Annotated in this window: 22 protein-coding genes; 15 read left to right on the top strand and 7 right to left on the bottom strand. The window is 60.4% G+C overall.

Translation table 11 applies throughout. The features are described 5' to 3' along the window. Positions 1 to 39: 39 nt before the first annotated feature. From repC to repA, 3 genes are all read right to left on the bottom strand, one after another. Positions 40 to 1314 carry a plasmid replication protein RepC gene (gene repC / locus FHT92_RS25140; protein WP_183830403.1) on the bottom strand — a complete coding sequence of 425 codons (1275 nt, stop codon included), beginning with the start codon at positions 1312 to 1314 and terminating at the stop codon, positions 40 to 42. 154 nt (positions 1315 to 1468) lie between these two features. Further along, positions 1469 to 2470 carry a plasmid partitioning protein RepB gene (repB, locus tag FHT92_RS25135; protein ID WP_183830400.1) on the bottom strand — a complete coding sequence of 334 codons (1002 nt, stop codon included), beginning with the start codon at positions 2468 to 2470 and terminating at the stop codon, positions 1469 to 1471. A gap of 4 nt (positions 2471 to 2474) precedes the next feature. Beyond that, positions 2475 to 3668, bottom strand: coding sequence for a plasmid partitioning protein RepA (gene repA, locus FHT92_RS25130; RefSeq protein WP_183749307.1), 1194 nt, complete (start codon positions 3666 to 3668; stop codon positions 2475 to 2477). Positions 3669 to 5167: 1499 nt separating this feature from the next. On the opposite strand from repA, the gene FHT92_RS25125 reads away from it, so the two are divergent. Genes FHT92_RS25125 through trbI form a run of 11 tightly spaced genes read left to right on the top strand, consistent with a single transcriptional unit; the run spans position 5168 to position 15090 of the window. Continuing rightward, the gene (locus FHT92_RS25125; RefSeq protein WP_183830397.1) at positions 5168 to 5797 is read left to right on the top strand and encodes an acyl-homoserine-lactone synthase; all 630 of its coding nucleotides are present in this window, start codon (positions 5168 to 5170) and stop codon (positions 5795 to 5797) included. Between the two features lie 10 nt (positions 5798 to 5807). Further along, positions 5808 to 6767, top strand: coding sequence for a P-type conjugative transfer ATPase TrbB (gene trbB, locus FHT92_RS25120; protein WP_183830394.1), 960 nt, complete (start codon positions 5808 to 5810; stop codon positions 6765 to 6767). Then, entirely contained in the window at positions 6757 to 7119 is a 363-nt protein-coding gene (locus tag FHT92_RS25115; RefSeq protein ID WP_183830391.1) for a TrbC/VirB2 family protein, read from the top strand. Before trbB ends, FHT92_RS25115 begins: the two co-directional genes overlap by 11 nt. Further along, positions 7116 to 7415, top strand: a complete 300-nt coding sequence (locus tag FHT92_RS25110; protein WP_183749303.1) for a conjugal transfer protein TrbD — start codon at positions 7116 to 7118, stop codon at positions 7413 to 7415. The genes FHT92_RS25115 and FHT92_RS25110 overlap by 4 nt, the downstream gene beginning before the upstream one ends. 8 nt (positions 7416 to 7423) lie before the next feature. Continuing rightward, complete coding sequence (locus FHT92_RS25105; RefSeq protein ID WP_183830389.1) at positions 7424 to 9853, top strand: conjugal transfer protein TrbE; 2430 nt, start codon at positions 7424 to 7426, stop codon at positions 9851 to 9853. Beyond that, positions 9840 to 10637 (top strand): P-type conjugative transfer protein TrbJ, encoded by a 798-nt coding sequence (trbJ, locus tag FHT92_RS25100; protein ID WP_183830386.1) that lies wholly within the window; start codon positions 9840 to 9842, stop codon positions 10635 to 10637. Before FHT92_RS25105 ends, trbJ begins: the two co-directional genes overlap by 14 nt. Continuing rightward, the gene (gene trbL, locus FHT92_RS25095) at positions 10631 to 11833 is read left to right on the top strand and encodes a P-type conjugative transfer protein TrbL (protein ID WP_183830383.1); all 1203 of its coding nucleotides are present in this window, start codon (positions 10631 to 10633) and stop codon (positions 11831 to 11833) included. The genes trbJ and trbL overlap by 7 nt, the downstream gene beginning before the upstream one ends. A gap of 17 nt (positions 11834 to 11850) precedes the next feature. Continuing rightward, on the top strand, positions 11851 to 12507 hold the full coding sequence (gene trbF, locus FHT92_RS25090) for a conjugal transfer protein TrbF (RefSeq protein ID WP_183830527.1): 657 nt from the start codon (positions 11851 to 11853) through the stop codon (positions 12505 to 12507). A 53-nt stretch (positions 12508 to 12560) separates the two neighbouring features. Further along, positions 12561 to 13352, top strand: coding sequence for a P-type conjugative transfer protein TrbG (trbG, locus tag FHT92_RS25085; protein ID WP_183830524.1), 792 nt, complete (start codon positions 12561 to 12563; stop codon positions 13350 to 13352). Position 13353: 1 nt separating this feature from the next. After that, entirely contained in the window at positions 13354 to 13785 is a 432-nt protein-coding gene (locus FHT92_RS25080; protein ID WP_183830380.1) for a hypothetical protein, read from the top strand. Positions 13786 to 13797: 12 nt separating this feature from the next. Beyond that, the gene (trbI, locus tag FHT92_RS25075; protein ID WP_183830377.1) at positions 13798 to 15090 is read left to right on the top strand and encodes an IncP-type conjugal transfer protein TrbI; all 1293 of its coding nucleotides are present in this window, start codon (positions 13798 to 13800) and stop codon (positions 15088 to 15090) included. Positions 15091 to 15375: 285 nt separating this feature from the next. Here trbI and FHT92_RS25070 read toward each other — a convergent pair whose 3' ends face one another. Both FHT92_RS25070 and FHT92_RS29795 read right to left on the bottom strand, forming a co-directional pair. Beyond that, positions 15376 to 16080, bottom strand: coding sequence for an autoinducer binding domain-containing protein (locus tag FHT92_RS25070; RefSeq protein ID WP_183830374.1), 705 nt, complete (start codon positions 16078 to 16080; stop codon positions 15376 to 15378). Between the two features lie 123 nt (positions 16081 to 16203). Beyond that, positions 16204 to 16842 (bottom strand): winged helix-turn-helix domain-containing protein, encoded by a 639-nt coding sequence (locus FHT92_RS29795; RefSeq protein ID WP_183830371.1) that lies wholly within the window; start codon positions 16840 to 16842, stop codon positions 16204 to 16206. A gap of 270 nt (positions 16843 to 17112) precedes the next feature. Between FHT92_RS29795 and FHT92_RS29695 the strand changes: the two genes are divergently transcribed. Then, positions 17113 to 17811, top strand: coding sequence for a winged-helix domain-containing protein (locus tag FHT92_RS29695; protein ID WP_183830368.1), 699 nt, complete (start codon positions 17113 to 17115; stop codon positions 17809 to 17811). Between the two features lie 13 nt (positions 17812 to 17824). Further along, positions 17825 to 19225 (top strand): amidohydrolase, encoded by a 1401-nt coding sequence (locus FHT92_RS25055; RefSeq protein ID WP_183830365.1) that lies wholly within the window; start codon positions 17825 to 17827, stop codon positions 19223 to 19225. On the opposite strand, the gene FHT92_RS25050 is transcribed toward FHT92_RS25055, so the two are convergent. Further along, entirely contained in the window at positions 19222 to 20568 is a 1347-nt protein-coding gene (locus FHT92_RS25050; protein ID WP_183830362.1) for an MmgE/PrpD family protein, read from the bottom strand. The two genes, FHT92_RS25055 and FHT92_RS25050, sit on opposite strands and share 4 nt — an antisense overlap. Continuing rightward, positions 20556 to 21629: an ornithine cyclodeaminase gene (locus FHT92_RS25045; RefSeq protein ID WP_183830359.1), complete on the bottom strand. Its 1074-nt coding sequence runs from the start codon at positions 21627 to 21629 to the stop codon at positions 20556 to 20558. The genes FHT92_RS25050 and FHT92_RS25045 overlap by 13 nt, the downstream gene beginning before the upstream one ends. Positions 21630 to 21893: 264 nt before the next feature. Between FHT92_RS25045 and FHT92_RS25040 the strand changes: the two genes are divergently transcribed. After that, positions 21894 to 22157, top strand: coding sequence for a DUF6894 family protein (locus tag FHT92_RS25040; protein WP_183830356.1), 264 nt, complete (start codon positions 21894 to 21896; stop codon positions 22155 to 22157). A 216-nt stretch (positions 22158 to 22373) separates the two neighbouring features. Further along, positions 22374 to 22658 (top strand): hypothetical protein, encoded by a 285-nt coding sequence (locus tag FHT92_RS25035; RefSeq protein WP_183749290.1) that lies wholly within the window; start codon positions 22374 to 22376, stop codon positions 22656 to 22658. Positions 22659 to 22689: the final 31 nt, after the last annotated feature.

Genomic DNA, 22689 nt, shown 5'->3' with positions numbered 1-22689 from the left:
GCCAAGATAAAGCCAAGGCGGGTACTCGGCCCCAACTCACTAGCCGTTCCCCGCCCGCGTGCCCCCATCGCCATTGCTGCGATAAAGCGCCATCAGCATGGGACCGAGCGCAAACTCTCCACGTTCGGTCCGTCTCGTCAGGTCGCGCAGATAGCCGCCGGCCGAATTGATGTGCCCTCCCCTTTCCAGGATGCAGGCAATGACGGTTGCGGCATTTTCCGGTCCCATGATGTCGCAGGCGTCCTGATAGGCCGACGGACTGACGCCCAGCATCGCTCTAACGGTAACTGCGGCCGACATCAGCTCCCGCCAACTGCCGATCGCTCCGCCCGCAGCATAATCGGATATTTGCGGGCAGGCCTGGAGGACCAAGCCGAGCGGAAAGGATTTCAGGTCGCTTATTGTCTGTCCCCTCGCCCTTTGCATTGCCATGCCCTGCTGCCCTACCGTCTTGGCACTCCGTTCGTTGTCGCCCTCAGCTTTCGCGCCCAGCTTCGTTTCGAAGCCAGGTTCAAGTTCAGAAATAGAGTCGGGATTTGAACTCTGTATGTGCCGCTCACTTTGACGGGCATTGCCGCTTGTTTTTTGGGAATTCAGGAGATTTTCCAACTGGTTGACCACATCCTCGCGCAGTTGCTCCATTTCTTCGAGAGCTTCCTCTAGCTCTGAGGTGCCGGGATTGCGCGTGAGCGCGCCGACAATGCCCTTCTGATACGCGATCACAGCGTTCCAATCACCAGAGAGGTTTTCCTCAAGCGCGGTTTCGACGAGCTTTGAAATGTCGCGACGGCAAAGCGTCAGGCGCTCTCGCAGGCGCTGCAGATGCAGCCGATCGGCAACGACCTGTGCGGCCAGCGTCTCGATCTCTTCCGAGCGCGCAAGCAGCGGAGCGAGCGAAAAGCCGAAAGCATCCTCGACGGATCCCGACCTGTCCTTGCGCGCGTAGCGCTTGCCATTCGGGCTATCCTTGCGGATCAATAGCCCAGCGCCGACAAGGACCGCCAGATGGCGCCGGATCGTCTGCTCGGCCATGCCGTGAGCGCGAAGGGAGAGCTGGACATTGGAGGGAAACACCACGAGGCCGTTTTCCTCCGAGAGCTCGTTCTTCGGGTAGAAGCTCAAAAGCGCATTCATAACGGCAAGCGCGCGGTCGGATATGCCGAGCAGCACCCGCGCTTCGCACAGCGCTCGATAGAGTTTCCATTTGTCGACCGACTTATCCGGTTCGATCTGGCGCGAGACGACCTGGCTTGAGAACATGCCAAGCGTCATCGGCCGCCGCCCAAAGGGCGTCGTCACACTTCCACCATTCATTTTCTTTCACCCTCTGTCAGGCAAAAGAAAGCCGCTCGCCAAACTGACGCCTAAAGACTCTTGACTGCGATTCGTGGAAATGCGATTCTTGATTTGCTAGAACGAGAAGGGCTTCCACGACGGTGACGTTTGGGGGCCTTTTTCTTTTGCTTTCCTAAGCTCCTCTTTGCTGTTGGTATTCCGCATAGAGACGCTTGAGCCTCTCCTGCACGAATTCATCAAAACCTGGCGCTGCCTTGCTGTCGAAAACAAAGGTCGCGGTCGCCGGCGTGCGTTTGAGCTTCACCGGCAGATCGCCGATTTGCGTTGACGTCATGGCAGCCTTCGCACCCGTCGGCTTTTTCGTCGCCAGCGCAAAGGCATGATGGAACCGGTCATTACTCGACATGTCGCCAATGTTGTCCGCGGACAACATTGTGAGGAGCGCGTCTATATCAGCCGTCTCGAGATGTTCGCCGAATTCAACCCAGCGCCGTCGGCCGATCTCCGGCGCCGATCCGATCGCAGTGATCAACGCGATCGGAACCTGACGCGTGATAAGACGCATTCTTGACAATGCAGCCCTGTCGACGTTCAGCGCAGCCATCACCACGTCGCTGCCGAAACCCCTCTCATCGAGCCGATACGCAAAGAGCGCCCGCTCGATGTAGGAAAGATCGGTGCGGGCATTGTTTTCCTGCCCCTGGCTGACGACAAGCTGTTCGTCGCTCAACGCCCGCACGATCGCCTTGACCTTTATCCCGAGGGCTTTGGCAGCAGCGAGGCGGCGATGGCCGAAGGCAACCTGGAAACGGCCCTTCTCGTCGGGATGCGGACGCACCAGAATAGGGACTTGTTGGCCGTGTTCGCGGATCTGATCCGTCAATTGCGCGAGCTCAGCGGCGTCGACTTCAAGTCTGTCGGCGACGAAGGAAGCATCAATCAGCGCCGTGTCGAGCTCGACGACCGTCTGGCCCTCGGCGAGCTGGCGTTCCAGGTCATTGGCGCGCTCAACCTTCTCGGTGATATTGCCAAGCGTCCTGGTAATGCCGCCGACAGGGCCGCCACTGCGGGACTGCGGGATGAAGCCGGCGATCGGCCGGCTGTCACGCGGCGCGACTGCAGACGCTTCCGGGCGAACTTCGTTCGAGACTTCGATAAGGTTCTTGCGCGCCATTCAGCTATCTCCTGCCCCAGGTCGAGCGGATGTGGGCCTCTATCTCGCCGTTGACGAGGTTCATCGATTCCAGCGCCCGGTCGTAGGTTCCACGGGTGAACTGAGAGCGGTCGACCTCGTAGAGCGTCTGCTTGGTAACGCCAGCATCCGAGATTGCCGTCGACTTCAGCATCGAGTTCTGAAGCATGCGATTGCCGAAGATCGCCCGCATGAAGCCGGTCATCTGGCTCTGCGGTCCGTCATTGGGTTCAAAGCGAGTGACGAGATAGCGCATCCAGTCGTAGCTGGTGCGCCCGCCTGCCCGTTCGACGACCGACATGAGTTCGCTCGTCATCGTCAGGAATTGCGACATCGACATGACGTCGAGCATCTGCGGATGAACAGTAATCAGCACCGAGGTCGCAGCACAAAGAGCCGACATCGTGAGAAAGCCAAGCTGTGGCGGGCAGTCGATGACAACAATATCGTAGAGACTTTCGATATCGGTCAGCGCCTCACCGATACGGGCGAAGAACATGGATTCGGCAGTGCCTCCCGTCATCGCCTTCGGCGTCTCATGCTCGAATTCCATCAGTTCGAGATTGCCGGGAATGATATGGAGGTTCGGGGTATAGGTCGAGCGAACCACTTCCGAGATCGGCACCGGATTTTCGTAGCGGATGGCGCCGTAAATCGTTTCTCCCTCACCGACGTCGAGTTCGGGCTGGTGGCCGAAGAGCGCCGAAAGGGACGCCTGCGGGTCAAGATCGATGGCAAGCACGCGGTAGCCGCGCAGCGCCAGAAACTGCGCGAGATGGGCCGACGTCGTCGTCTTGCCGGAGCCGCCCTTGAAGTTCATGACCGAGACGACCTGCAGCTTTTCAGCGCCGCGCCGGATGGGGACATATTTCGGAATGCCGTTGCGCTCGTCGAGCGCCTGACGGATGCGGTTCATGTCGTCGGCATCATACTGGCGCCGGCCGTTGGCAAGTGGATCGGGTCCGTGGCCGTCTTTGGCGATTTGACGGAGATAACCTTCGCCGATCCCGATATAGGAGGCGGCTTCCGCCGGAGAGAATAACCGCATCGTCTTTCGAGACAGCGGCGGGAAAATTTTTGCCTGGTGCTGCTGGAGCTGATAGGCGAGCTCCTGAGCATCCGTTGCCAGAAGCGACGGAAGGTGCTCTTGATCGTCTTTCAGAACTGGATTCGCTAGCATCTTGGTTTCCAATTTAATTGCGCAATTTTGGGAGAAACGGCATCAACTGCGCAGTTATATTATCGCCCGATTCGTTACCGATTTACAAACGCTTAACCATAAGGCTGTCCACAGGCCTTTTTGGCCTCCTTTTCTGCAGCACGACTCGCCGTAATGCGCCGCCATCGAAGCCGCGAAGGCATATTGATTAGGTACGTGCTCCGCCTACCGCGAGTTTCGATAAGCGTAACGATCGTCGACCTTCTGCGTACTTCTGCGCCGCAATCGAGGATATGCGAAAGTCTACTAAGGCTCATCCCCACGCATGTGAGGGGGTCGCGCTGCGTCGCCAATCGTCAGAACGCTACATGTTGTCCGCGGACAACAAGAGATGTGAGTCTACGAACGCAGCGGCGAGATCAGAGCGGCATCGGTCACGCCAAATGCCCGAGTGCCCAGTCAATCGGGCGCTGTTCCGCTCGAAGCGAAATGCTCTCTGTGCGAATAGGCCGAGATTCAAGACGCGTGAACCGTATCGAAGGCGACCGACAGCTTTCGGTGATTGTCTCTCCTGCGACCCGGCCAACGGCCGGAACGCTAGCCATTCTATGAGGACCACCCAGATGGCATCAGCTGTACGATATCGGGTTCGACACTCTCCAAGGTCACGTCTTTCGACGAAAAGTAAAAAGATGCGCTTTGCGAGGTCGGCGGCGGCAAAGTCAGTGCGACAGATTACAGGTCACATGAAGCGGTGTACGATTTGACGGTGGAGGAGGGAAGGGGACCCAATGCCACTGCAGAGGCGGAGTAAGGTTCGCTTCATGACGCCCGGCCACGGGACCTCTGCCTGGTGCCGCCAATCCAGGAACAGCGTTTCACCCGCGTGGATATGCTCTGAGGACTGCGGGTTCCGGTTTCGCACCGCAGCCGGGTTCTCGTGTGCTCGCCCGTCGGCCGAATCTCGAATAGGCCCTGCAGTCTTGCTTGAGAGCTGCAATCGATGGACGACGGCTCTTCGATTTGCTCGAAACCGACCGGACAACCGGGCGTCCGGAGACGGGTTGCTAATGGGACATCCAAAATGGCCAACGGAAGTGAGTGCAGATTTCGCTTCCGCCTGGTGAAATAGCGCCATTACGTCATATGGTTAATGAACCTGAAATTCAAGCACGCCGGCCGGTTCGCGAGCAACAGCGCGTGTGGCTTCCAATCAGGGGCCGCAGACGAAAAGCGTTCGGCCAAAATTTCGCTACGGAGCAGGAAGGGCCATCCTTTCTTGCCGCGCTACCTCTTGGGGGAGATCGTCAGCAATGGCTGCACTGATGACCTCGCCCCCCGCGGCCCGATCGGTGCCGAAATGTCGAACAGCATTCAACGCGAATACTCCACCGACAACATGTGGCGATGACGTTTTGCGCCACGATCAAAGCGATCAGGGCCCCTCACATTGGAGGGTCTGACAAGCCGCAGACATCGTGGTTTGGATAACCGCACCTCAAATGACGTGGAGAACGCTCATGATTGCAACGGCGATCGCACCGGCAGATGCAGCATCAGAATCATATCTTCTCGACACCATGTTCCGCCTCAGGGCACGCGTATTTGGCGGGCGCCTGAACTGGGAGGTCACAGTCGAAGAGGGGAGGGAGCGCGATCGGTTCGACGACCTTGCAGTCTCCTACATCATCATCGTCGATGAGGGCGGTGAGGCAATTGCCTCGGCACGTCTGCTTCCAGCGCTTGGCCCGACGATGCTCGTCGATGTCTTCCCGGAACTCCTGGGTGACAGGCCATTCGTGCCGCATGCACGCATGGTCGAAAGTTCCAGGTTCTGCGTCGACACAGAGACGAAGGCGGCGGCGGCCGGAGCCTTCGGTTTGAACGAGGCGACCGTCTTTTTGTTTGCCGGTATTCTCGAATGGTGCCTGGCCAAAGGCATGACTGAAATTGCCACGGTGACGGACCTGCGGTTCGAGCGCATTCTCAAACGCGTCGCCTGGCCGCTTGCGCGCTACGGCAAACCGCGTTTGATCGGCAACGTCATGAGCGTTGCTGGAAGCTTGCCCGTGTCGGATGAGCATTTCCAGGCGCTGCGGCCGGCTGCCTACCGGTCGACCCTATCGACCTGCTTTCGCTGCGCCGCCTGAGGATCTGGCAATGCAAGCACGTTCATTACCGCGGCTCGTGCGGAAGCTCGAGGACGCTCTCGGTCCTTCGCTCCTGACTGCGCTCGCAGACCCCTCAGTAAGCGAGATCATGCTCAATCCGGACGGGTGCCTCTTCATCGAACGGCTCGGCGCAGGCATCGTCCACGCTGGCGAGATGGAGGAAGGGGCCGCCGAAATCATCATAGGCGCCGTCGCCCATGTCTTAAACACCGAGGTCGATACGGCGCGCCCCATCGTATCTGGGGAGCTGCCAATCGGCGGGCATCGTTTCGAGGGCCTGCTCCCGCCGATCGTGGGGCGTCCGGCCTTCTCGATCCGCAGGCATGCGAGCCAGCTCATCATGCTCGACGACTACGTGACGTCGCGCGTCATGACCGCAAAACAGGCGAGGATCCTGCGCGAGGCCGTCGTTGCCCGGCTCAACGTCGTCGTCTCAGGCGGCACCGGATCGGGCAAGACAACGCTTTCGAACGCGATCATCGCGGAGATTGCAAGCCATTGCCCGAACGATCGCCTCATCATTCTGGAAGACACGAGCGAGCTTCAATGTGCGGCTGCAAACGTCCTTTCCCTGCGAACCAGCGACGAGGTCGGCATGGCGCAGCTCCTCAAGAGCACGCTACGCCTGCGCCCCGACCGTATCATCGTCGGCGAGGTACGCGACGGCGCAGCACTGACCCTTCTCAAAGCATGGAACACCGGTCACCCTGGCGGTGTGACGACCCTTCATGCCAATTCAGCGCATTCTGCACTCGTGCGTCTCGAACAGCTTACCGCCGAGGCAAGTCGTCAGCCCATGCAGACGGTCATCGGCGAGGCCGTCGATCTCGTCGTGTCGATCGAACGGACCCCGCAGGGCAGACGCATCACCGATATCCTGCAGGTCAAGGGTTTTTCCGGCGGTGCCTATCATCTCGAACCCGACATGGAGGAACGTCATGCGGCATAGACATCTGATCGGACTTGTTTTCCTCGCGCTCACAGGCCTTCGGCATCCGGCTCTTGCAAGTTCGGGAGGCAGCTTGCCCTGGGAAGCGCCGCTCGAACAGATCCAGGAATCGATCACAGGTCCGGTCGCAGGCTTCATCGCCCTTGCGGCCGTCGCGGTGGCCGGCGGCATGCTGATCTTCGGCGGCGAACTCAACGATTTCGCGCGGCGCCTGATGTATCTCGTTCTTGTTGCCGGCGTCCTCCTCGGAGCCACCCAGATCGTCGCACTCTTCAATGCGACGGGCGCCACAGTCGGCATATCTGCGTTCGCGGTCCAGGTGGAAGACGAGAGGGGAGGGAAGACGCGATGACCCCGCACGTCCCGGCGCTGCAGAAAAATCGCATCCATCGCGCCCTATCTAGGCCGAACCTTCTGATGGGCGCCGATCGTGAGCTTGTGCTCGTCACCGGCCTTGCCGCCATCATTCTCATTTTCGTCGTGCTGACCGTTTACTCTGCCATGATCGGCATTGCGATCTGGCTGGCAATCATCGGGCTGCTGCGTCGCATGGCCAAGGCCGATCCGATGATGCGCAGGATCTATCTTCGCCATATTCGTTACAGCTCGCACTACCGGGCAACGTCGACGCCCTGGCGAAGGGTTTGAGGTGGGTCATGGTGGCACTTCGCCTTTTTCGCCATACTGGACCATCTTTTGCCGATCTCGTTCCCTATGCCGGCCTTGTCGAGGAAGGCGTCCTTCTCCTGAAGGACGGCTCCCTGATGGCCGGCTGGTATTTCTCCGGGCCGGATTGCGAAAGCTCGACCGATGGCGAGCGCAACGAAGTCGCCCGGCAGATCAACCAGGTGCTTTCGCGCCTTGGCTCGGGATGGATGATCCAAGTCGAGGCCGTCCGCGTGGCCACGGCCGATTATTCGAGCCCCGATCGCTCGCATTTTCCAGACCGAGTGACGCGCGCAATCGATGAGGAACGCCGCCGGCATTTCGAGAGCGACGGTGGCCATTTCGACTGTCACCACGCCATCATTCTCACCCATCGACCACCCGAGCCTCGCCGGTCTGCGTTCGGCAAATACCTCTATTCCGACCCCGTCAGCCGCAAGCAGGGCCATGCCGAGATCGCACTTTCAGCCTTCGAGGCGGCAACACGTGAGATCGAGCAGTATCTCGCAACCACGTTGTCTATTCGCAGAATGCGGACGCGCAGCTTAAAGGCCGGCCGCGATAGCGGCCGCTATGACGAGCTCCTGCAATTCATCCGCTTCTGCATCACCGGCGAAAATCATCCCGTTCGGCTGCCCGACGTGCCCATGTATCTCGATTGCATCTTGACGGCGCAACTGCTGCACGGGTTGGCCCCCAAGATCGACAATCGGTTCGTCGCTATCGTTGCGATCGATGGATTGCCGGCCGAAAGCTGGCCCGGGATCCTCAATAGTCTCGACCTGATGCCGGTTGAATATCGGTGGTCGTCGCGCTTCATCTTCCTCGATGCTACGGAAGCTCGGGTCAGGCTCGAGCGAACCAGAAAGAAGTGGCAGCAGAAGGTACGGCCGTTTGTCGACCAGCTCTTTCAGACCCAGAGCAGGTCGGTCGATCAGGACGCGCTGTCAATGGTGAGCGAAACCGAAGACGCGATTGCCGAAGCCGCATCCGAACTTGTCGCCTACGGATACTATACGCCGGTCGTCGTCCTTTTCGACGATCGTGCCGAAGGCCTGCAGACGAAGGCGGAGGCTGTTCGCCGGCTGATCCAGGCAGAAGGGTTCGGCGCCCGCATCGAAACATTGAATGCCACAGAGGCCTATCTCGGCAGTCTGCCCGGCAACTGGTACTGCAATGTCCGCGAACCTCTTATCACCACCCGCAATCTCGCCGATCTCGTGCCCTTGAACGCGGTGTGGACGGGCAGGGCGACAGCACCATGCCCGTTTTATGAGGAGGCCGCACCGCCCTTGATGCAGGTCGCCTCCGGCTCCACCCCGTTTCGCTTCAACCTGCACGTTGACGACGTCGGCCATACCTTGATCTTCGGCCCGACGGGCTCGGGAAAATCGACGCTCCTGGCTCTGATCGCCGCCCAGTTCCTGCGTTATCGGGATGCGCAGCTCTTCGTCTTCGACAAGGGCTCGTCGATGTTGCCGCTCACCCTTGCTGCCGGCGGCGACCACTATGAGATCGGCGGGGAAGGGGAGGGTGCTGCCCTCAGCTTCTGTCCACTCGCGTTCCTGTCGGACGAGGCCGACCGCGCCTGGGCGTGCGAATGGATCGAAACGCTCATCGGCCTGCAGGGCATTTCCATTACGCCTGATCATCGCAATGCAATAGCGCGGCAGATCGCACTAATGGCCAACTCACCAGGGCGTTCTCTGTCAGATTTCGTAAGCGGAGTACAGGTGCGTGAGCTGAAGACGGCGCTGCGTCATTTTACGGTGGACGGCTCGATGGGGCAGCTGATCGATGCCGAAAGCGACGGCCTGATGCTCGGGCATTTCCAGACATTCGAAATCGAACAGCTGATGACGATGGGCGAGCGGACGCTGCTTCCGGTTCTAACCTATCTCTTCCGGCGCATCGAAAAACGGCTGAATGGCGCACCGAGCCTCATCATCCTCGATGAGGCCTGGCTGATGCTCGGCCATCCAGCCTTCCGTGAGAAGATCCGCGAGTGGCTCAAAGTGCTGCGCAAGGCCAATTGCGCCGTCGTTCTCGCCACCCAGTCTATTTCCGATGCCGTGCGATCGGGCATCATGGACGTGTTGAAGGAAAGCTGCCCGACGAAAATCTGCCTGCCGAATGGTTCGGCGCGCGAGCCCGGTACGCGGGATTTCTACGAGCGGATAGGATTCAACGAACGCCAGCTCGACATTGTCGCGACCGCCAGACCGAAACGCGACTATTACGTCGTCTCTCCTGAAGGCCGGCGCCTCTTCGACATGGCACTCGGACCGCTTACGCTTTCCTTCGTCGGTGCTTCCGGCAAGGACGACCTCAAGCGCATCCGCAAGCTACGCGGCGAGCACGCCGATGAATGGCCATCGATTTGGCTGAAGGAGAGGGGAGTGTCCGATGTCATGCTCTAGCAGCCGCATCCTGGCCCTTTCACTTGCCGTCCTCATGGCGGCAGGAGCCAGACCGCCTGTCGTTATGGCGGGGGCAGCAACCGGTGCTGCGACCGAATTCACGCAGCTTGCCAACAATGGTGAGCTCGTCAAGCTGCTTCAAAGTTCCGGGGTGCAGGTCGATAATCAGCTGACCCAGATTACCCAGCTTGCCGAGCAGATCCAAAACCAACTGAAGATCTACGAAAACATGCTGCAGAACACGAAGCAGCTTCCTGCCCATATCTGGGGAGAGGTCGAGGGCGACCTCAATCAGTTGCGCCGGGTCGTCTCCGACGGCCAGAGCATCGCCTTCTCGATGGCCAATGCCGACGACATTTTGCGGCAGCGTTTTTCAAGCTATGCAAACCTGCGGACAAGCCTGCCGAGCGCTGAGGGCTTTTCAACCACCTATCAGACCTGGTCGGACACCAATCGAGACACGATCGCGGCAACTCTGAGCGCGGCGAGCCTGACGGCAAGGCAATTCGACAGCGAGGAGTCGACGATGGCATCCCTTCGCTCCCTGTCGGAGGGGGCCGACGGGCAGCTGAAGGCGCTTCAGGTCGGCCACCAGATCGCCGCCCAGCAAGTCGCCCAGATGCAGAAGCTTCGCGGTCTCGTCTCGCAACAGATGACGATGATGGGGGCGTGGCTGCAAAACGAACAGACGGACAAAGACCTTGCGCAGGCCCGCCGCGAGCGCTTCTTTCAGTCCACGGTCCCGCCGACGACGGGCGGCCGGACCATGGAGCCGCAATGGTGAGGTCGGCGCAAAGTCACACCGCAGCGATTGCCGGGCGTGCCGTGGCTTGCGCAGTCTTCGGTCTTGCCCTGACTGTTGTTCCCGCCCATGCCCAGGAAGGCTCCCTCATCACATCCTTGCAGGACGAGATCAGCAGTGCGGCCCGGGGCTGGGAACAGACCGTTTCGAATGCGGCGCGATCGCTCTTCTGGATCCTGGCTTCGATCGAGATCGGTCTTGCCGCGATCTGGCTCGCATTGCAGGCGCCATCGCTGCAGGAATGGTTCGCGGTGCTCGTGCGTCGTATCATGTTCGTCGGATTCTTCGCACTCGTCCTCGATCAGGGGCCGAGCTTTGCGAAGGCCGTTGTCGACAGTCTGTTCCAGATCGGGGCGTCCGGCGGCAATGCCTCACCGGCAGACATCTTCAATGCAGGCCTGGTGGTCGCCGGCAAGATGGCTGAAAAAATCCGCTTTGGCCTCTTCGAGGACAACGCGCTCGCCGTCTCGGCTGCCTTCGCAACGATCGTGGTCGTCATCGCGTTTTCCCTGGTGTCCGCGATCTTCGTGGCGATCATGGCGGAGATGTATATCGGCCTGCTCGCCGGGATGATCATGCTGGGGCTCGGCGGTTCGTCCTTCACCAAGGACTTCGCCATCAAATATCTGGTCTACGCGTTCAGCGTCGGAATGAAGCTGATGGCGCTCGTCATGATCGCTCGCATCGGCTCTGAGGTTTTGATCGGCCTGGCCAACCGTCCAGAAATCGGCGAGCAGTTCCAGACGCTGCTCGCGATCGCCGGAATTGCGGTCGTGGTGTTCGTTATCGCGATCTATGTGCCAAACATCATCCAGGGCGTCATCCAGGGTGTGTCAGTCGGCAATGGCATGGAGGTCATCCGGCACGGCGGCCAGGCCGCATCCTTTGCAGCGGGCGCAGGCTTCCTGGTCGCAGGCAGCGCATCGGCCGGCATGGCGGCGGCCCGATCGAGCCGGGCAGGCGGCGCTTCGATCGCGGGCGCTATTTTAAGCGGCATGGCCGAAGGCGTCGGGGCCGCAGGCAAGGCTACCGCCTCGGCCATGAAGGACAAGGCCATCGACGCGCCCGGATCCCATCCGAGCTCGCTGCTCGGCCTTGCCAATGCCAAGCTCGACCAGGCACGCATGACCGCGGCCAGGCCGTCCTCGACGGCGCCCCGACAAGGGCAGCGCCCATGAGAAGCGAAGAAAAGGTGATGCCGACTGGCTCGGAGAACCCGTACCTCGCGGCGCGCTTGGAATGGAACGAGCGCTATGGGTCCTATGTCAGGGCAGCGACGGCCTGGCGCATCGTTGCCGTTCTCTCTCTTTCGATCGCCCTCGTCGGTGTCGGCTACGCACTATACCTTAGCGCCCAGGTTCAACTCGTCCCCTATATCGTCGAGGTCGACAGGCTTGGTACGCCTGTTTCGGCGGGGTTTCCCGAACATATCGAATATGCGGATGCCCGCGTCGTGCGCGCGACACTTGGCGGCTTCGTTACCAGCTTTCGATCGGTCACCCCCGATGCGGTCGTGCAAAAGCAATATATCGACCGGACCTATGCGTTGCTCAGAACCACTGATCCGTCGACCCAGAAGATCAACGCGTGGTTTCGCGGCAATTCCCCCTTTGAAAAGGCGAAGACTGCAACGGTGGCCGTCGAAGTCAACAATATAGTGGCGTTGTCGAACCAGTCATACCAGATCGATTGGACGGAGTTCGAACGTGATCGACGTGGCAAGGAAACCGGCACGCGACGGTTCAGGGCGATCGCCACGGTGACGATGACGGCACCACAGGACGAGGCGACGATCCGCCTGAACCCGATCGGGCTTTATCTCAAAGACCTCGACTGGACCGCACAGTTATGAAGCGAGGACAATTCATGGATTGCCGGACACATCGGTCGCTTACCTTCTCCTTTATGATTTTTGCTGCGATGGCAGCCGGCGTGGCGCCGACCAGGGCACAGTCGATCAGCGCAAACGAGACGAAGGGGACGAGCCTGTCGTCGAAATGGCGCGCCGGCCCAGGCCTCGTCACGAGAGGCCCCGATGGCAAGGTTGTCTTCCTGTTCGGCGAGACCCAGCCCTCGATCGTCTGTTCACCCCTCCAGGTCTGTGACATCGAGCTCGAACTTGGCGAAGTAGTCCGCGACGTTCTCGTCGGCGATACGGTCAGATGGAAGGTGGAGCCGGCAACTTCGGGAGCGGTCGGGGGTCAGGCGATCCACCTGATCGTCAAGCCCGCAGAGCCCGGCTTGGTGACGTCGATGGTCATCACGACATCGCGGCGCACCTATCACATCCAGCTGAAATCCCACCCCAGCCAGTATATGGCACGGGTCGGCTTTTCCTATCCGGACGACGTTTCCGACAGGCTCGCCGAAGTGAATGCACGTCTGGAGGTCAGAGGGGCACCCGGAACGGGCGCGCCGGCAGCGGGTCTGAACTTTTCCTATACCGTCAGCGGCAGCGCAGCGTGGAAGCCGACGCGCGTCTATTCCGACGGGCTAAAGACCTATATCCAGTTCCCCCGCACCCTGGCTGGACAGGACGCACCCGTTCTCTTCGTCGTTTCCGGCGGGCAGAACCGCATCGTCAACTATCGCCTCGCAAACGACATGATGGTGGTCGACTACAATATCGAACGCGCGGTCCTCGTCTCCGGCGTCGGCTGGCGCAAGCAGCAAGTCACGATCCGACGGAGCAGCTGACATGCGCTTATCGCTCCTTGCATTCGCGTGCTGCATCGCTCTCGACAGCTGCCAGGCTCCGGACGGGAACGGGGGGATTGCGATCGAGCCAGCCCCGGTCTCGCCGGACGTCGCGGCGGTGATCGCAGGCGACATGGCGGTCCGGCTTTCCGAGCGTCTGTCTCCAGCATCGAGCCTGATCAGGCTCTCGCTCTCAGATGAGGCGTCGGAATTCTCGCCGGCGCTGCGCGCGTCGCTGAAAGCGTCCGGCTACACCGTCGCGAGCGGTGCGACGCCCAAGGCGAAGGCGATCGTCCTCTCCTACGGTCTTACGCACTCTCCCGATGGCTTTCTCGCCAGTCTCTCGACTGATGGGATGCGGCTTGCCCGAATCTACGCCGTCTCGGGAGCGCGGGTAACGCCGACCGGCCCCCTGTCCGTCACGACGTTCTAGCAGGAGCACGCCATGGCTCAATCACTCCAGCTCGGCCACCTACCGGAGGGACAGAGCCAGACGATGCGTCGCCTCAGCCGGTTGCCGGTGCTCGTAACGCTCGGCCTGATCCTGATCTTCTTTGCAGTGATCATTTTCGGCCTCGCAGGCCGGGGATTCTACGGCAGGCAAGCGCAGCAGGAGGACGCAGCCGGCATCCCCGCATCGAACTATGCGGACCAGCTCAAACGGGGGATCCAGGACGGCATAATCGGCGAGCCAGAGCCGGCCGACCGGTTCAAACCGCAGCCTCCCGAGACGGCGCCCAAACAGTTGACGCCCGATCCACCGCCCGTCATCCAGAAGGCGGCTCCAGGAGCGGTAGAGCCTGAATCCGAAGACAATCTCGAAGCTCGGCTGGCACGCGAAGGGCGCGAACGCTATTTGCGGGAGATCGAGCGCCGCCGCATGGCACGTTTGCAGGCGGCGGAAGCGGCGCTGGATTCGCCGCTTCCAGTCGATATCACGCAGGCCCGCGTCCCCGCGCCGGCTGGCGATAAGGCAGAGGGACGCTCGGCCGTCAGAACGCCATCTTCGCCCCTCGATCTCTATCAAGCCGCGCTTGAGGGGGGATCTGCCGGCCAGAATGCAGATCCGAACAAGCAACTTTCGAAGGAGGATTTCTTCAATGAGGACATAAAGGAGCTCGGCTACCTGCCAAACAGGGTCGTGCCACAGCTTTCGCCCTATGAGCTCAAACGGGGATCTGTCATTCCCGCAACGCTCATCTCAGGAATCAATTCCGACCTGCCGGGGCGGATCAGCGCCCAGGTCAGCCAGAACGTCTATGACAGCGCGACCGGCAACCGCCTGCTGATCCCTCAAGGGTCAAAACTCTTCGGGCGCTACGATTCGAAGATCGCTTTCGGCCAGGCGCGCGTGCTGGTCGTATGGACCGATCTCATCTTCCCCAACGGCCAGACGCTGCAGATTGGCGGCATGGCCGGCACGGACGCGGAAGGTTACGGGGGCTTCGGGGATCGCGTCGACAACCACACGCTTCGCACCTTCGGGTCAGCAGCCCTTATCGCCCTGATTGGAACGGGCATCGATGCCTCCATTCCCGAAAGCTCGGCGCGGGCGACACAGGACACCGCCTCTGACGCTGCAAGGCGCAATTTTGCCGAATCCTTCGGACGCGTTGCCGAGCGGACGATCGACAAGAACCTGAACGTCCAGCCGACATTGCAAATCCGACCCGGTTACAGGTTCAACCTCCTGGTCGACCAAGACATCGTCTTTCCGGGCGCCTATCCCGCATTCTAGGGCAACAGCCATGTCGAATTATCCATCACAGACATCAATTGTCAGAAGGGCGTCGCTTGTTGCAATTGTGTGCAGCGAAAGGACGATGCAAGCGGACGCCCCCGGTCGGACATCGCTACGCGTAATGTATTTCGGATATAGCTCGAATCGGACCCTTCATGTGGCCTGGGAGAGCTTTCTCAATACCGGGCCATTACGACGACCCGCTAAAAACGGACTGGCATCGGCAGTCCAGCTCAAAACCATACGCGCTCGCTTTGATGCCAAGCGCCGCGGCCCAGATCTTCATATCAGGCCGAGGCGCGTCGCCAAATAGATCGCATTCGACGTCGTATGGGCACCGAGCTTGCGTCGCGCGCCGTCCAGATAGTAGCGAACGGTCACCTTCTTGATCCCGAGGATGTCGGCCGTCAGCGACATCGATTTGCCGCGTGCGGCCCAACTCAGGCATTCCTTTTCCCGCACGGACAGGCTGACATCCGCTCTTCGCATGGTGGACGGATCGGCGATTTTTAGCGTTGCATGGACCATGGCTGTGGCGGTCGCCGCGCGAATGTCATCGATTGCGCCGTCGAATCGGAAATCGGGAAGCTTCGACGCCAGTGTCAAAACCGCTATCCGACCAAATTCGGTGGGGATCGGCATCGAGAGCCCGGAAACGATGCCAAATTGACGGGCATGCTCGTAGAATTTTCGTTCTTCCGGTGAGGAGGACCACCAGAGGCCCGTTGCCGACCAATGAAATGGCTTCAGCAAGCGTTTTGCGGCGGTGATGACCGGATCGACCGTCTGATACTGGTTTGCGAAGTAGATATCCTGCCATTCCGGCGGGTAGTTGGAGAAGGCTTCGGTATCGCCGGCACGCACGTTTACATAAGCGAAATGGTCGAAGCCGCATTGCTCGGCGAATGACAGGAGTGCGTGGTGCGTCGAACGTTCATCGGTCGAAAGGCTTAGAACATCAATCAGATTATCCAGTCGTTTTTTCAATGCAAATCGCTCCCGTTGGCCGGCTGCGCGACCAAAGACACGCCCAACCGGGCATCATCACCCACTCCCATATGCCTGCAACCGGGGATTAAACACCCATGGCACGAAAATTGGAATCCGTACTTATTCAGGGTTGATTTGCCCGATGAAGACATAACCGCCAAGACGCACGGTCTGGATGAGTTGGAGGGCATTTCCGCCCTGAGCTAGCTTGCGGCGCAGCCGGCAGATATGCACGTCCACACTGCGCTCAAGTGGCCTGCCGAGACCGATATGCGTGGCGTCCAAGAGCGCCCGACGTGACAGGACGACGCCTGGCTGTCGGCACAAGGCGATCAGGATCTCGAATTCTGCCGCCAGTAGTGCGACATGCGAGCCATCAGGCGCCAACAACTCTCGACGGCGCGGATCGACGCGCCAGCCCTCAAAATTGAGGGTGGGCCGGCGCTCGTCCTTATACAAGTCGGATCTGCGCAAGAGTGCTCGCACATGGACCATCAGCTTGTGCATATCCGCGTGAAAGGGAAGGCAATAATCAGCGCCCGCCTCAAGACCGTCGAGTTGCTCCTCAGCTCCACTCAAAAGGATGATCTGTATCGAACTCGCGGCGCGGATGCGCCGGCACAGGTCGAGGCCGATTTCGGGCGTGGTAGACGTGGAGATGATGAGAATTCGAAAGCGACCGCCTGAGAGCACTTGATCGGTGGCTTGAGCGGGCGCGACGACCGCGCTTGCGAAACCGTGTCTGCCGAGCTCCTCCACCAGCGGTGCGGCGGAGGCGAAATCGTCGGTCGCAATGAGTATGGCGGACTTCCGTCGCGGCGTTTCCATCCGGTTAGGACAGCACAGAATGCGGCACCTTCAAGTCGCAGATGTGAGGGGATCAATCCGCGCGGCGAAAGCCCGAAATCGCCGTATCACCGAGGAAATAATATTTAATATCATAGTCTTTGCTGCCGGTGACCATTCATGGCATCGTTACATCCAAGAGTTGTCGATTCAAAAAGGAACTCGATTTCTCGCGGGCCGCCGGTGAAACCCAATATCGTCATAAGCTCGCCCGATGCCGACTTTTCGCTGACGCTCCGTCATATTCTCGAGGTTGAGGGATTTTCTACCGACCTTGCCATGGGCCCGGCTGAAACGGTCGACGCGATAAGGCAGAAACAGAATGTCGGGCTCGTCCTCGACGGCAGAAACGAGTTCGCAATCAACCTTTGCAGATCACTCAAATCGGATGAAGGGATCGGACAAGTTCGCATCGTCACGCTCGTCCCGGCGGAAGCGGAGCACCGTTACGAGGCGTTTCTGAACGCCGGCGTGGATGAGGTCTTTATCCGGCCGATCGAGCCCGACCGATATCTGCGCGCGCTCAGACGGCTGCTCGGCGCAGACGGATGCCGGTCTTGCACGCATCAGGAACAGGAGGGCATCACTGACGGCGGGCTGACCGTCGACACGCGCGCCCATCGTATCACCTATGACGGCCGCGACATTCATCTCGGGCCGATCGAATTCGCGCTCTTGCGGACGATGGCCGGCGAGCCCAGCCGCGTCTTTCGGCGCGACGAGCTGTCATCTATGGCCTGGCCGCAAGGTGTGTTCGTGGACCCAAGAACCGTTAACGTCCACATCGGAAGGCTGCGAAGAGCGCTTTCGGCCGTCATGGGAAGGGACATCATCCGTACGGTTCGCGGGATCGGCTACGGCATCGAATTCGACCGGGATTGAAGGAGGGAACCTTGTGAGCCAGATCCGTCCGATCGCGATCATCAATGCGAGCGTCATCACCGGTGACGGCGTAACCGTGCTCGACAAGGCGAGCGTGCTTCTTGCAAATGGCCGGATCGAGGCGGTCGTAGAGGTCGATCTGCCTTCGCTCTCCCCGGACTATCTCGTGTCGGACGCGTCGGGATGCAGCGTCCTGCCGGGAGTGATCAACGCCCACGCGCATGGCTGCGTCTTCGGTCCTTCAATGCCAAGCGGATCAGCACCCTTCGATCAAAGAGAGGTCGACTACCAGCGTAACCGCCATCTCCTGTCTGGCACGACGACGCTGCTAAACGTCTGCGGCCTTGCGCTTGATGGCGAGATCGATGCCGGCCCGAATGGAGGCCATCCGCTCGACGTCCATATCAGCACCGCCCACACGCCAGCCAGCCTCGCCGCTGCTCGGGCGGTCGATGGCGCGGGGCTCTCGGGCAGACATCTGGCAGCAAGGATCGATGACCTTCTTAGCCGCGGCGCCAAGGCGCTCGGCGAGGCGGGCGGGGGCCAGACGCTTGGCGGCGGCGCCCAGGACTACCGTATTCTTCCTGCCGCGATTAAAAAAGCCTGCGGCCTGACCGTGCATCCGAATCTGGCGCGGCTCCTCAAAGAGGCAACGCTCGGGCGCAATCTAAACGGAGCGGACAATCCGGGCGGCGAAGCGTTGGCGCGGCTGATCGAGGAGAACGGGCTCGGCCGGCATTTCGCGGTCGAAAGCCTCTCCAGTCTGATCCGCGAGACTGTGATGCCGCCAGTAGCGCTCGCACGAAGGGGTTTTGCCGAAATTGCCGACGAGGCGACCCGCACCGCAATGCCGGCCATTTTCCACAACGCAGCACCAACGGCCAGCCAGCTGATCGATCTTGCAAGAGCCCATCCGAGAGCGAGGATCGTCGCCGGCCACAGCAACCATCCCTCGTTCACGACAAAGGAAGCCTTGGAGACCGCCGTGGCGCTGCGCGATCTCGGCGCCAGCATCGACGTTTCGACACTCGACTGCATTTCAACACGTTGGCGCAATGGACCAGGCAATTTCGATGCACTTGTCGAAGCCGGTCTTGTCGATACGATTTCGACCGACTTTGCCGGCGGTGACTGGGACGGTATCCTCGAGGCGGTTCATCGGCTGGTGAGAAAGAGGCTGTGCCTGCCCGCAGCAGCAATTGCCAAGGCGACGGGAAACGTGGCGCGTATCTTTCCTGAGCTTGCGGGCGACCGCGGCTTGATCGCCAGAGGCAAGCGAGCCGACATCCTCATCTGCCACTCCCACAATCTCGCCCGGGTCCGCGACGTCCTGTGCGCTGGCAGAATTGTCGTTTCCAATGGAGAGCTCCGATTCAACTCCATTTCATCTCAGGGGATGTCAGAAGGCGCTTAGGACGACTTCGTCAGGCTCTCAAGGGATCTGGTGATTGCGACTGGGTTTCCCTCCGGTATTGCTGCGACGGCGTCTATAAGCTCCTGCTGATGCCTCTCCTGAAGGCGATGCCGGGTGACGGTCTTGAACTTCTGCACGATGGCCGGCCAATCCATCGGTCTCGTCGGTTCTCCGACCGGCGTGTGGACCGAAGAGACAAGCTGCAAGGTCCGCGTGCTGACGATCAGCCGCGCCAGGGTCTGCGCCGGGAAAGATCGATCGATCTGCGGATCGACAGTCAATCGGATTTTGCGTGCCAATTGCTGCAGGTCTTTGCGTCCAATCGTGCTGACATCAATCGGCGACAAGGCCTGGCTGCCGTCGATCGCAAAAATCGCCAGGCAATAGGGAAGGCTGTATTGCACGTCGATCAGGCTTTGCGGTTCGAGACTGTTTGCGAGTTTTTGAACCCAGGAAAAGCTCTGAACCTCGATCTCGACGATGTCCTCGGCGTCGATCGTATCCGCTGTGGCGATTTCGCCATAGGCGTCGAGAGCTGCATGAATATAGCGGCAACAACCATATAGCTTGAAATAGGTATCGCCGATTTCCCATCGTTGGCCGAGATCTGCCACGATGCGCGCGCCGTCGTAATAGTCGGAATGATCGAGAATATCCAACGGACCGGTAAACCCGGCACCTCCCAGATGAGCTGCCGTCAGTCCGAGAACGCTGCTCCAGGCAATGCCTTCCTTCACGTCGTTGCCGGTCATTTTCGAATAGCCAGAGCTGCCGTTGGCAAGCTGGTTGGGCGCAAGCACGCCGGCGATCGCGAGCGCGTGGGCAAGGCAATCGGGATCGAGCCGGAGCAGACGGCCGGCCGTTGCGGCGGCCGCAAAGCTTGCCCAGCGCCCCGACTGCCGCGTCCTGATCCGTTCGGCGATATGGCCCGCCGCAATCCGCACCCCGACATCATAGCCACAGATGACGGCGCTCAAGAGTTCTGCGCCGGTAGCGCCGGCGTGACCTGCCAACATCAGAGCAGCCGGAATGACTGCTGCACCCGGATGGCCGCGAGCCGCACGATGTCCATCATCGATGTCGAGGGCAGTCGCACCTGTCGAATTGCAGAACAGCGCGCCGGCCGGCGAACTGCTGCCCTTCAGCCAGATCGTGTCGGTGCCACTTCCAAAAACGGAGGTGGCGATGGAGCGCGCCGCGACGGCGCCTGGCATGTCGGCGCCGGCAACAGCTGCACCGACGAGGTCCAGGATGCAGCGTCGGGCGACATCGTTGAGTTCGGCCGGATAAGCGGTCGGGGCCTGGCATACATGATCGGCAAGAACGCGACTCAGATAGTGCATGCGGCGATCCGATCGGCATCTGCGGCCCGGCAATATTTCTCGTAGCTTGCCTGGGCAACGAAAAGATCGAGCATGGGCAGGCCTACGCAGGTGATGCAGGTCGGACCATCCGCATCCAAAGACCAGTCCTGAATATCTGAAAGCGAGCGAATGCCGATCAGCGGCCCGACGGCTTCCAGCGATAGGCCCTGGCGAGAGAAATGCAACGCGATGCTCTGCGAGTTGCGACGCGAGACGGTCGGTAGGTCGTCGCAGATGACGAGCCCGGAGCGCAGCACGCGCCGCAGGTAGTCCGCCGGCGCCTCGTCACCGCCAAGATGCAGGGTCGTCGCATCCTCTGCAAGCTCCTCGTCGCTAAAGACCGGGGCGCGCGCATTGGTTGCGGTGATAACGAGCGCGCAGTCGCGCATCGCCCTGTTGTCCTCGACGCAGAGGAGGGGGATCTTCGTCTCGGTCGAAAGCCCGATCGCCAGCGCACGGGCGCTTTCGATCCTGCGGCTACGGATGAAGATCTGCTCGATCCGGGTTTCGCAGGAATAGGTGAGCGAGCGGATCACGCTGCGGGCGACCGGCCCCGATCCTAGAAGGAAGATGGAGGCGGTGGCCTGCCGGCGCAGGCATTTCTCGGCGACGATCGACGCGTAGGTTCCGGTCCGGTCGGCCGACAGAACCGTTTCGTCGAGGATGGCGATCGGCCGAAGCGTATATTTGTCGAAGAGGATGAAGGTCGACGTCGATCGCGGCAGGCCAAGACGCCGATTGAACGCATTTGCGCCGATGATCTTGACGCCGCCATATCTCGAGTTGACGCCATAGAGCGACGACAGTTTCCAGCCGAGCCGCTCGTCGGCAAAATCCTCCTTAAAGGGGGCGAAGTCGGGCCTCGACCAGAACTCATCTTCCGAAAGCGAAAAAACCGTCTTTCCGCCGCGTGCCGTTCCCGATCGGATCTCATCCCAGGCGTTCGTCGTGGCCAGGTGAATCTCTGCGATCGTCAGCGCGCGATCGTCGTGCTCGAGGTCCCTGGCATTTAAAAGCAAGATATCGTGCGATGCCTCCATCGTCGTCTCCTCCCTTGTCGCAGTCTAAGGCGTGCAAGAGTTCAACTTACGGTTTTTGCTGGGTGCTGGGGGTGAATATTTGGACAATTCTCGTGCTGCATGAAGCAGTGAACGCAACGGTTCGGCAACCTTTCGGCGACGTTTGGTTGATGGCGGTCACAGCCGCGGTGTCATCGGCCGGTGCGATCGCCATTGGAAGCGGCTGCCGCTGCGCATTGCGGGAACAAAGAAACCTGCTTGATGTTCTGCGCCAAGGAGGTGGCCATGCCGAAATTTCTCTTTCAGGTCATCGATCGCACAAACCCCGAACCAACCGAAGTCGCGCACGAATTCCCAAGTCTCGACGATGCCAAGCGCGAGGCAAGGTTGGCGCTCGCCCAGATGGCTTGCGAAGGACTGCCGGCGGCTCCGCTCAACATGATTTCTGTCGAACTATTCGATGAGGATCGTGTCCCGATTGCTGAATACCGACTACTTCTCGAGGAAATCTCAAAAACGCCACCGCCGACACCGCCCGTGGAACAATAAGGTTCCTAAAAGCCGCCGCGAGCCGTACGAAGGGCGCCGGGGACAGTCCGCTGCAGTCGGTCTAGGCTCCCCGGTCACGCGGACCGCCACAGATACCGGTAATCTTGCATAGCCATAAGACGGGGAAGCCAAGTAACAAAATCCTCCCGCCCGACGGGACACACGGGAACTTCGAGGTTTTCGGCGGCGTTAGGCCGCGAAGAAACGGAGGAAGACATGAGCCAATCAAAATCCCCGGCCGTCGAAGCATACGAACTCGACAAGGCAAGGAAGCAGCAGCAAGAAAAGGACGGCGACCTCGACAAGGCACTCGAGGATACGTTTCCAGCCTCTGATCCCGTTTCGCACTCGGTTACCTCCGTTGCCGGCGCCCCGGCGGCATCCGAAAAGGCGGACAGCGAAAACCTCCTCGACGCAATCAGGGCTTGGGTCAAGGATAATCCGATAGCGGCCGTCGCCGTCACGGCCGCCGTCGCATGGGTGATCGGCTCCAGACGATAGCGGCAGCCTTGTCTGGCGATCCTTCCCCTCG

The sequence above is a fragment of the Rhizobium sp. BK377 genome, from assembly GCF_014193935.1.
Lineage (GTDB): Bacteria > Pseudomonadota > Alphaproteobacteria > Rhizobiales > Rhizobiaceae > Rhizobium.
The sequence above is the reverse complement of the archived record's forward strand: the minus strand, read 5'-3'. Positions and strand labels throughout refer to the sequence as shown.

Bases quoted from the DNA above. Each gene is read 5' to 3' on its own strand.
- FHT92_RS25040 (WP_183830356.1), top strand. From the start codon at position 21,894: ATGCCGAAATTTCTCTTTCAGGTCATCGATCGCACAAACCCCGAACCA.
- FHT92_RS25105 (WP_183830389.1), top strand. From the start codon at position 7,424: ATGGTGGCACTTCGCCTTTTTCGCCATACTGGACCATCTTTTGCCGAT.
- FHT92_RS25115 (WP_183830391.1), top strand. From the start codon at position 6,757: ATGCGGCATAGACATCTGATCGGACTTGTTTTCCTCGCGCTCACAGGC.
- FHT92_RS25050 (WP_183830362.1), bottom strand. From the start codon at position 20,568: ATGCACTATCTGAGTCGCGTTCTTGCCGATCATGTATGCCAGGCCCCG.
- repC (WP_183830403.1), bottom strand. From the start codon at position 1,314: ATGAATGGTGGAAGTGTGACGACGCCCTTTGGGCGGCGGCCGATGACG.
- repA (WP_183749307.1), bottom strand. From the start codon at position 3,668: ATGCTAGCGAATCCAGTTCTGAAAGACGATCAAGAGCACCTTCCGTCG.
- trbI (WP_183830377.1), top strand. From the start codon at position 13,798: ATGGCTCAATCACTCCAGCTCGGCCACCTACCGGAGGGACAGAGCCAG.
- FHT92_RS25110 (WP_183749303.1), top strand. From the start codon at position 7,116: ATGACCCCGCACGTCCCGGCGCTGCAGAAAAATCGCATCCATCGCGCC.
- trbG (WP_183830524.1), top strand. From the start codon at position 12,561: ATGATTTTTGCTGCGATGGCAGCCGGCGTGGCGCCGACCAGGGCACAG.
- FHT92_RS25045 (WP_183830359.1), bottom strand. From the start codon at position 21,629: ATGGAGGCATCGCACGATATCTTGCTTTTAAATGCCAGGGACCTCGAG.
- trbL (WP_183830383.1), top strand. From the start codon at position 10,631: ATGGTGAGGTCGGCGCAAAGTCACACCGCAGCGATTGCCGGGCGTGCC.
- trbB (WP_183830394.1), top strand. From the start codon at position 5,808: ATGCAAGCACGTTCATTACCGCGGCTCGTGCGGAAGCTCGAGGACGCT.
- trbF (WP_183830527.1), top strand. From the start codon at position 11,851: ATGCCGACTGGCTCGGAGAACCCGTACCTCGCGGCGCGCTTGGAATGG.
- repB (WP_183830400.1), bottom strand. From the start codon at position 2,470: ATGGCGCGCAAGAACCTTATCGAAGTCTCGAACGAAGTTCGCCCGGAA.
- FHT92_RS25125 (WP_183830397.1), top strand. From the start codon at position 5,168: ATGATTGCAACGGCGATCGCACCGGCAGATGCAGCATCAGAATCATAT.
- trbJ (WP_183830386.1), top strand. From the start codon at position 9,840: ATGTCATGCTCTAGCAGCCGCATCCTGGCCCTTTCACTTGCCGTCCTC.
- FHT92_RS25035 (WP_183749290.1), top strand. From the start codon at position 22,374: ATGAGCCAATCAAAATCCCCGGCCGTCGAAGCATACGAACTCGACAAG.
- FHT92_RS25080 (WP_183830380.1), top strand. From the start codon at position 13,354: ATGCGCTTATCGCTCCTTGCATTCGCGTGCTGCATCGCTCTCGACAGC.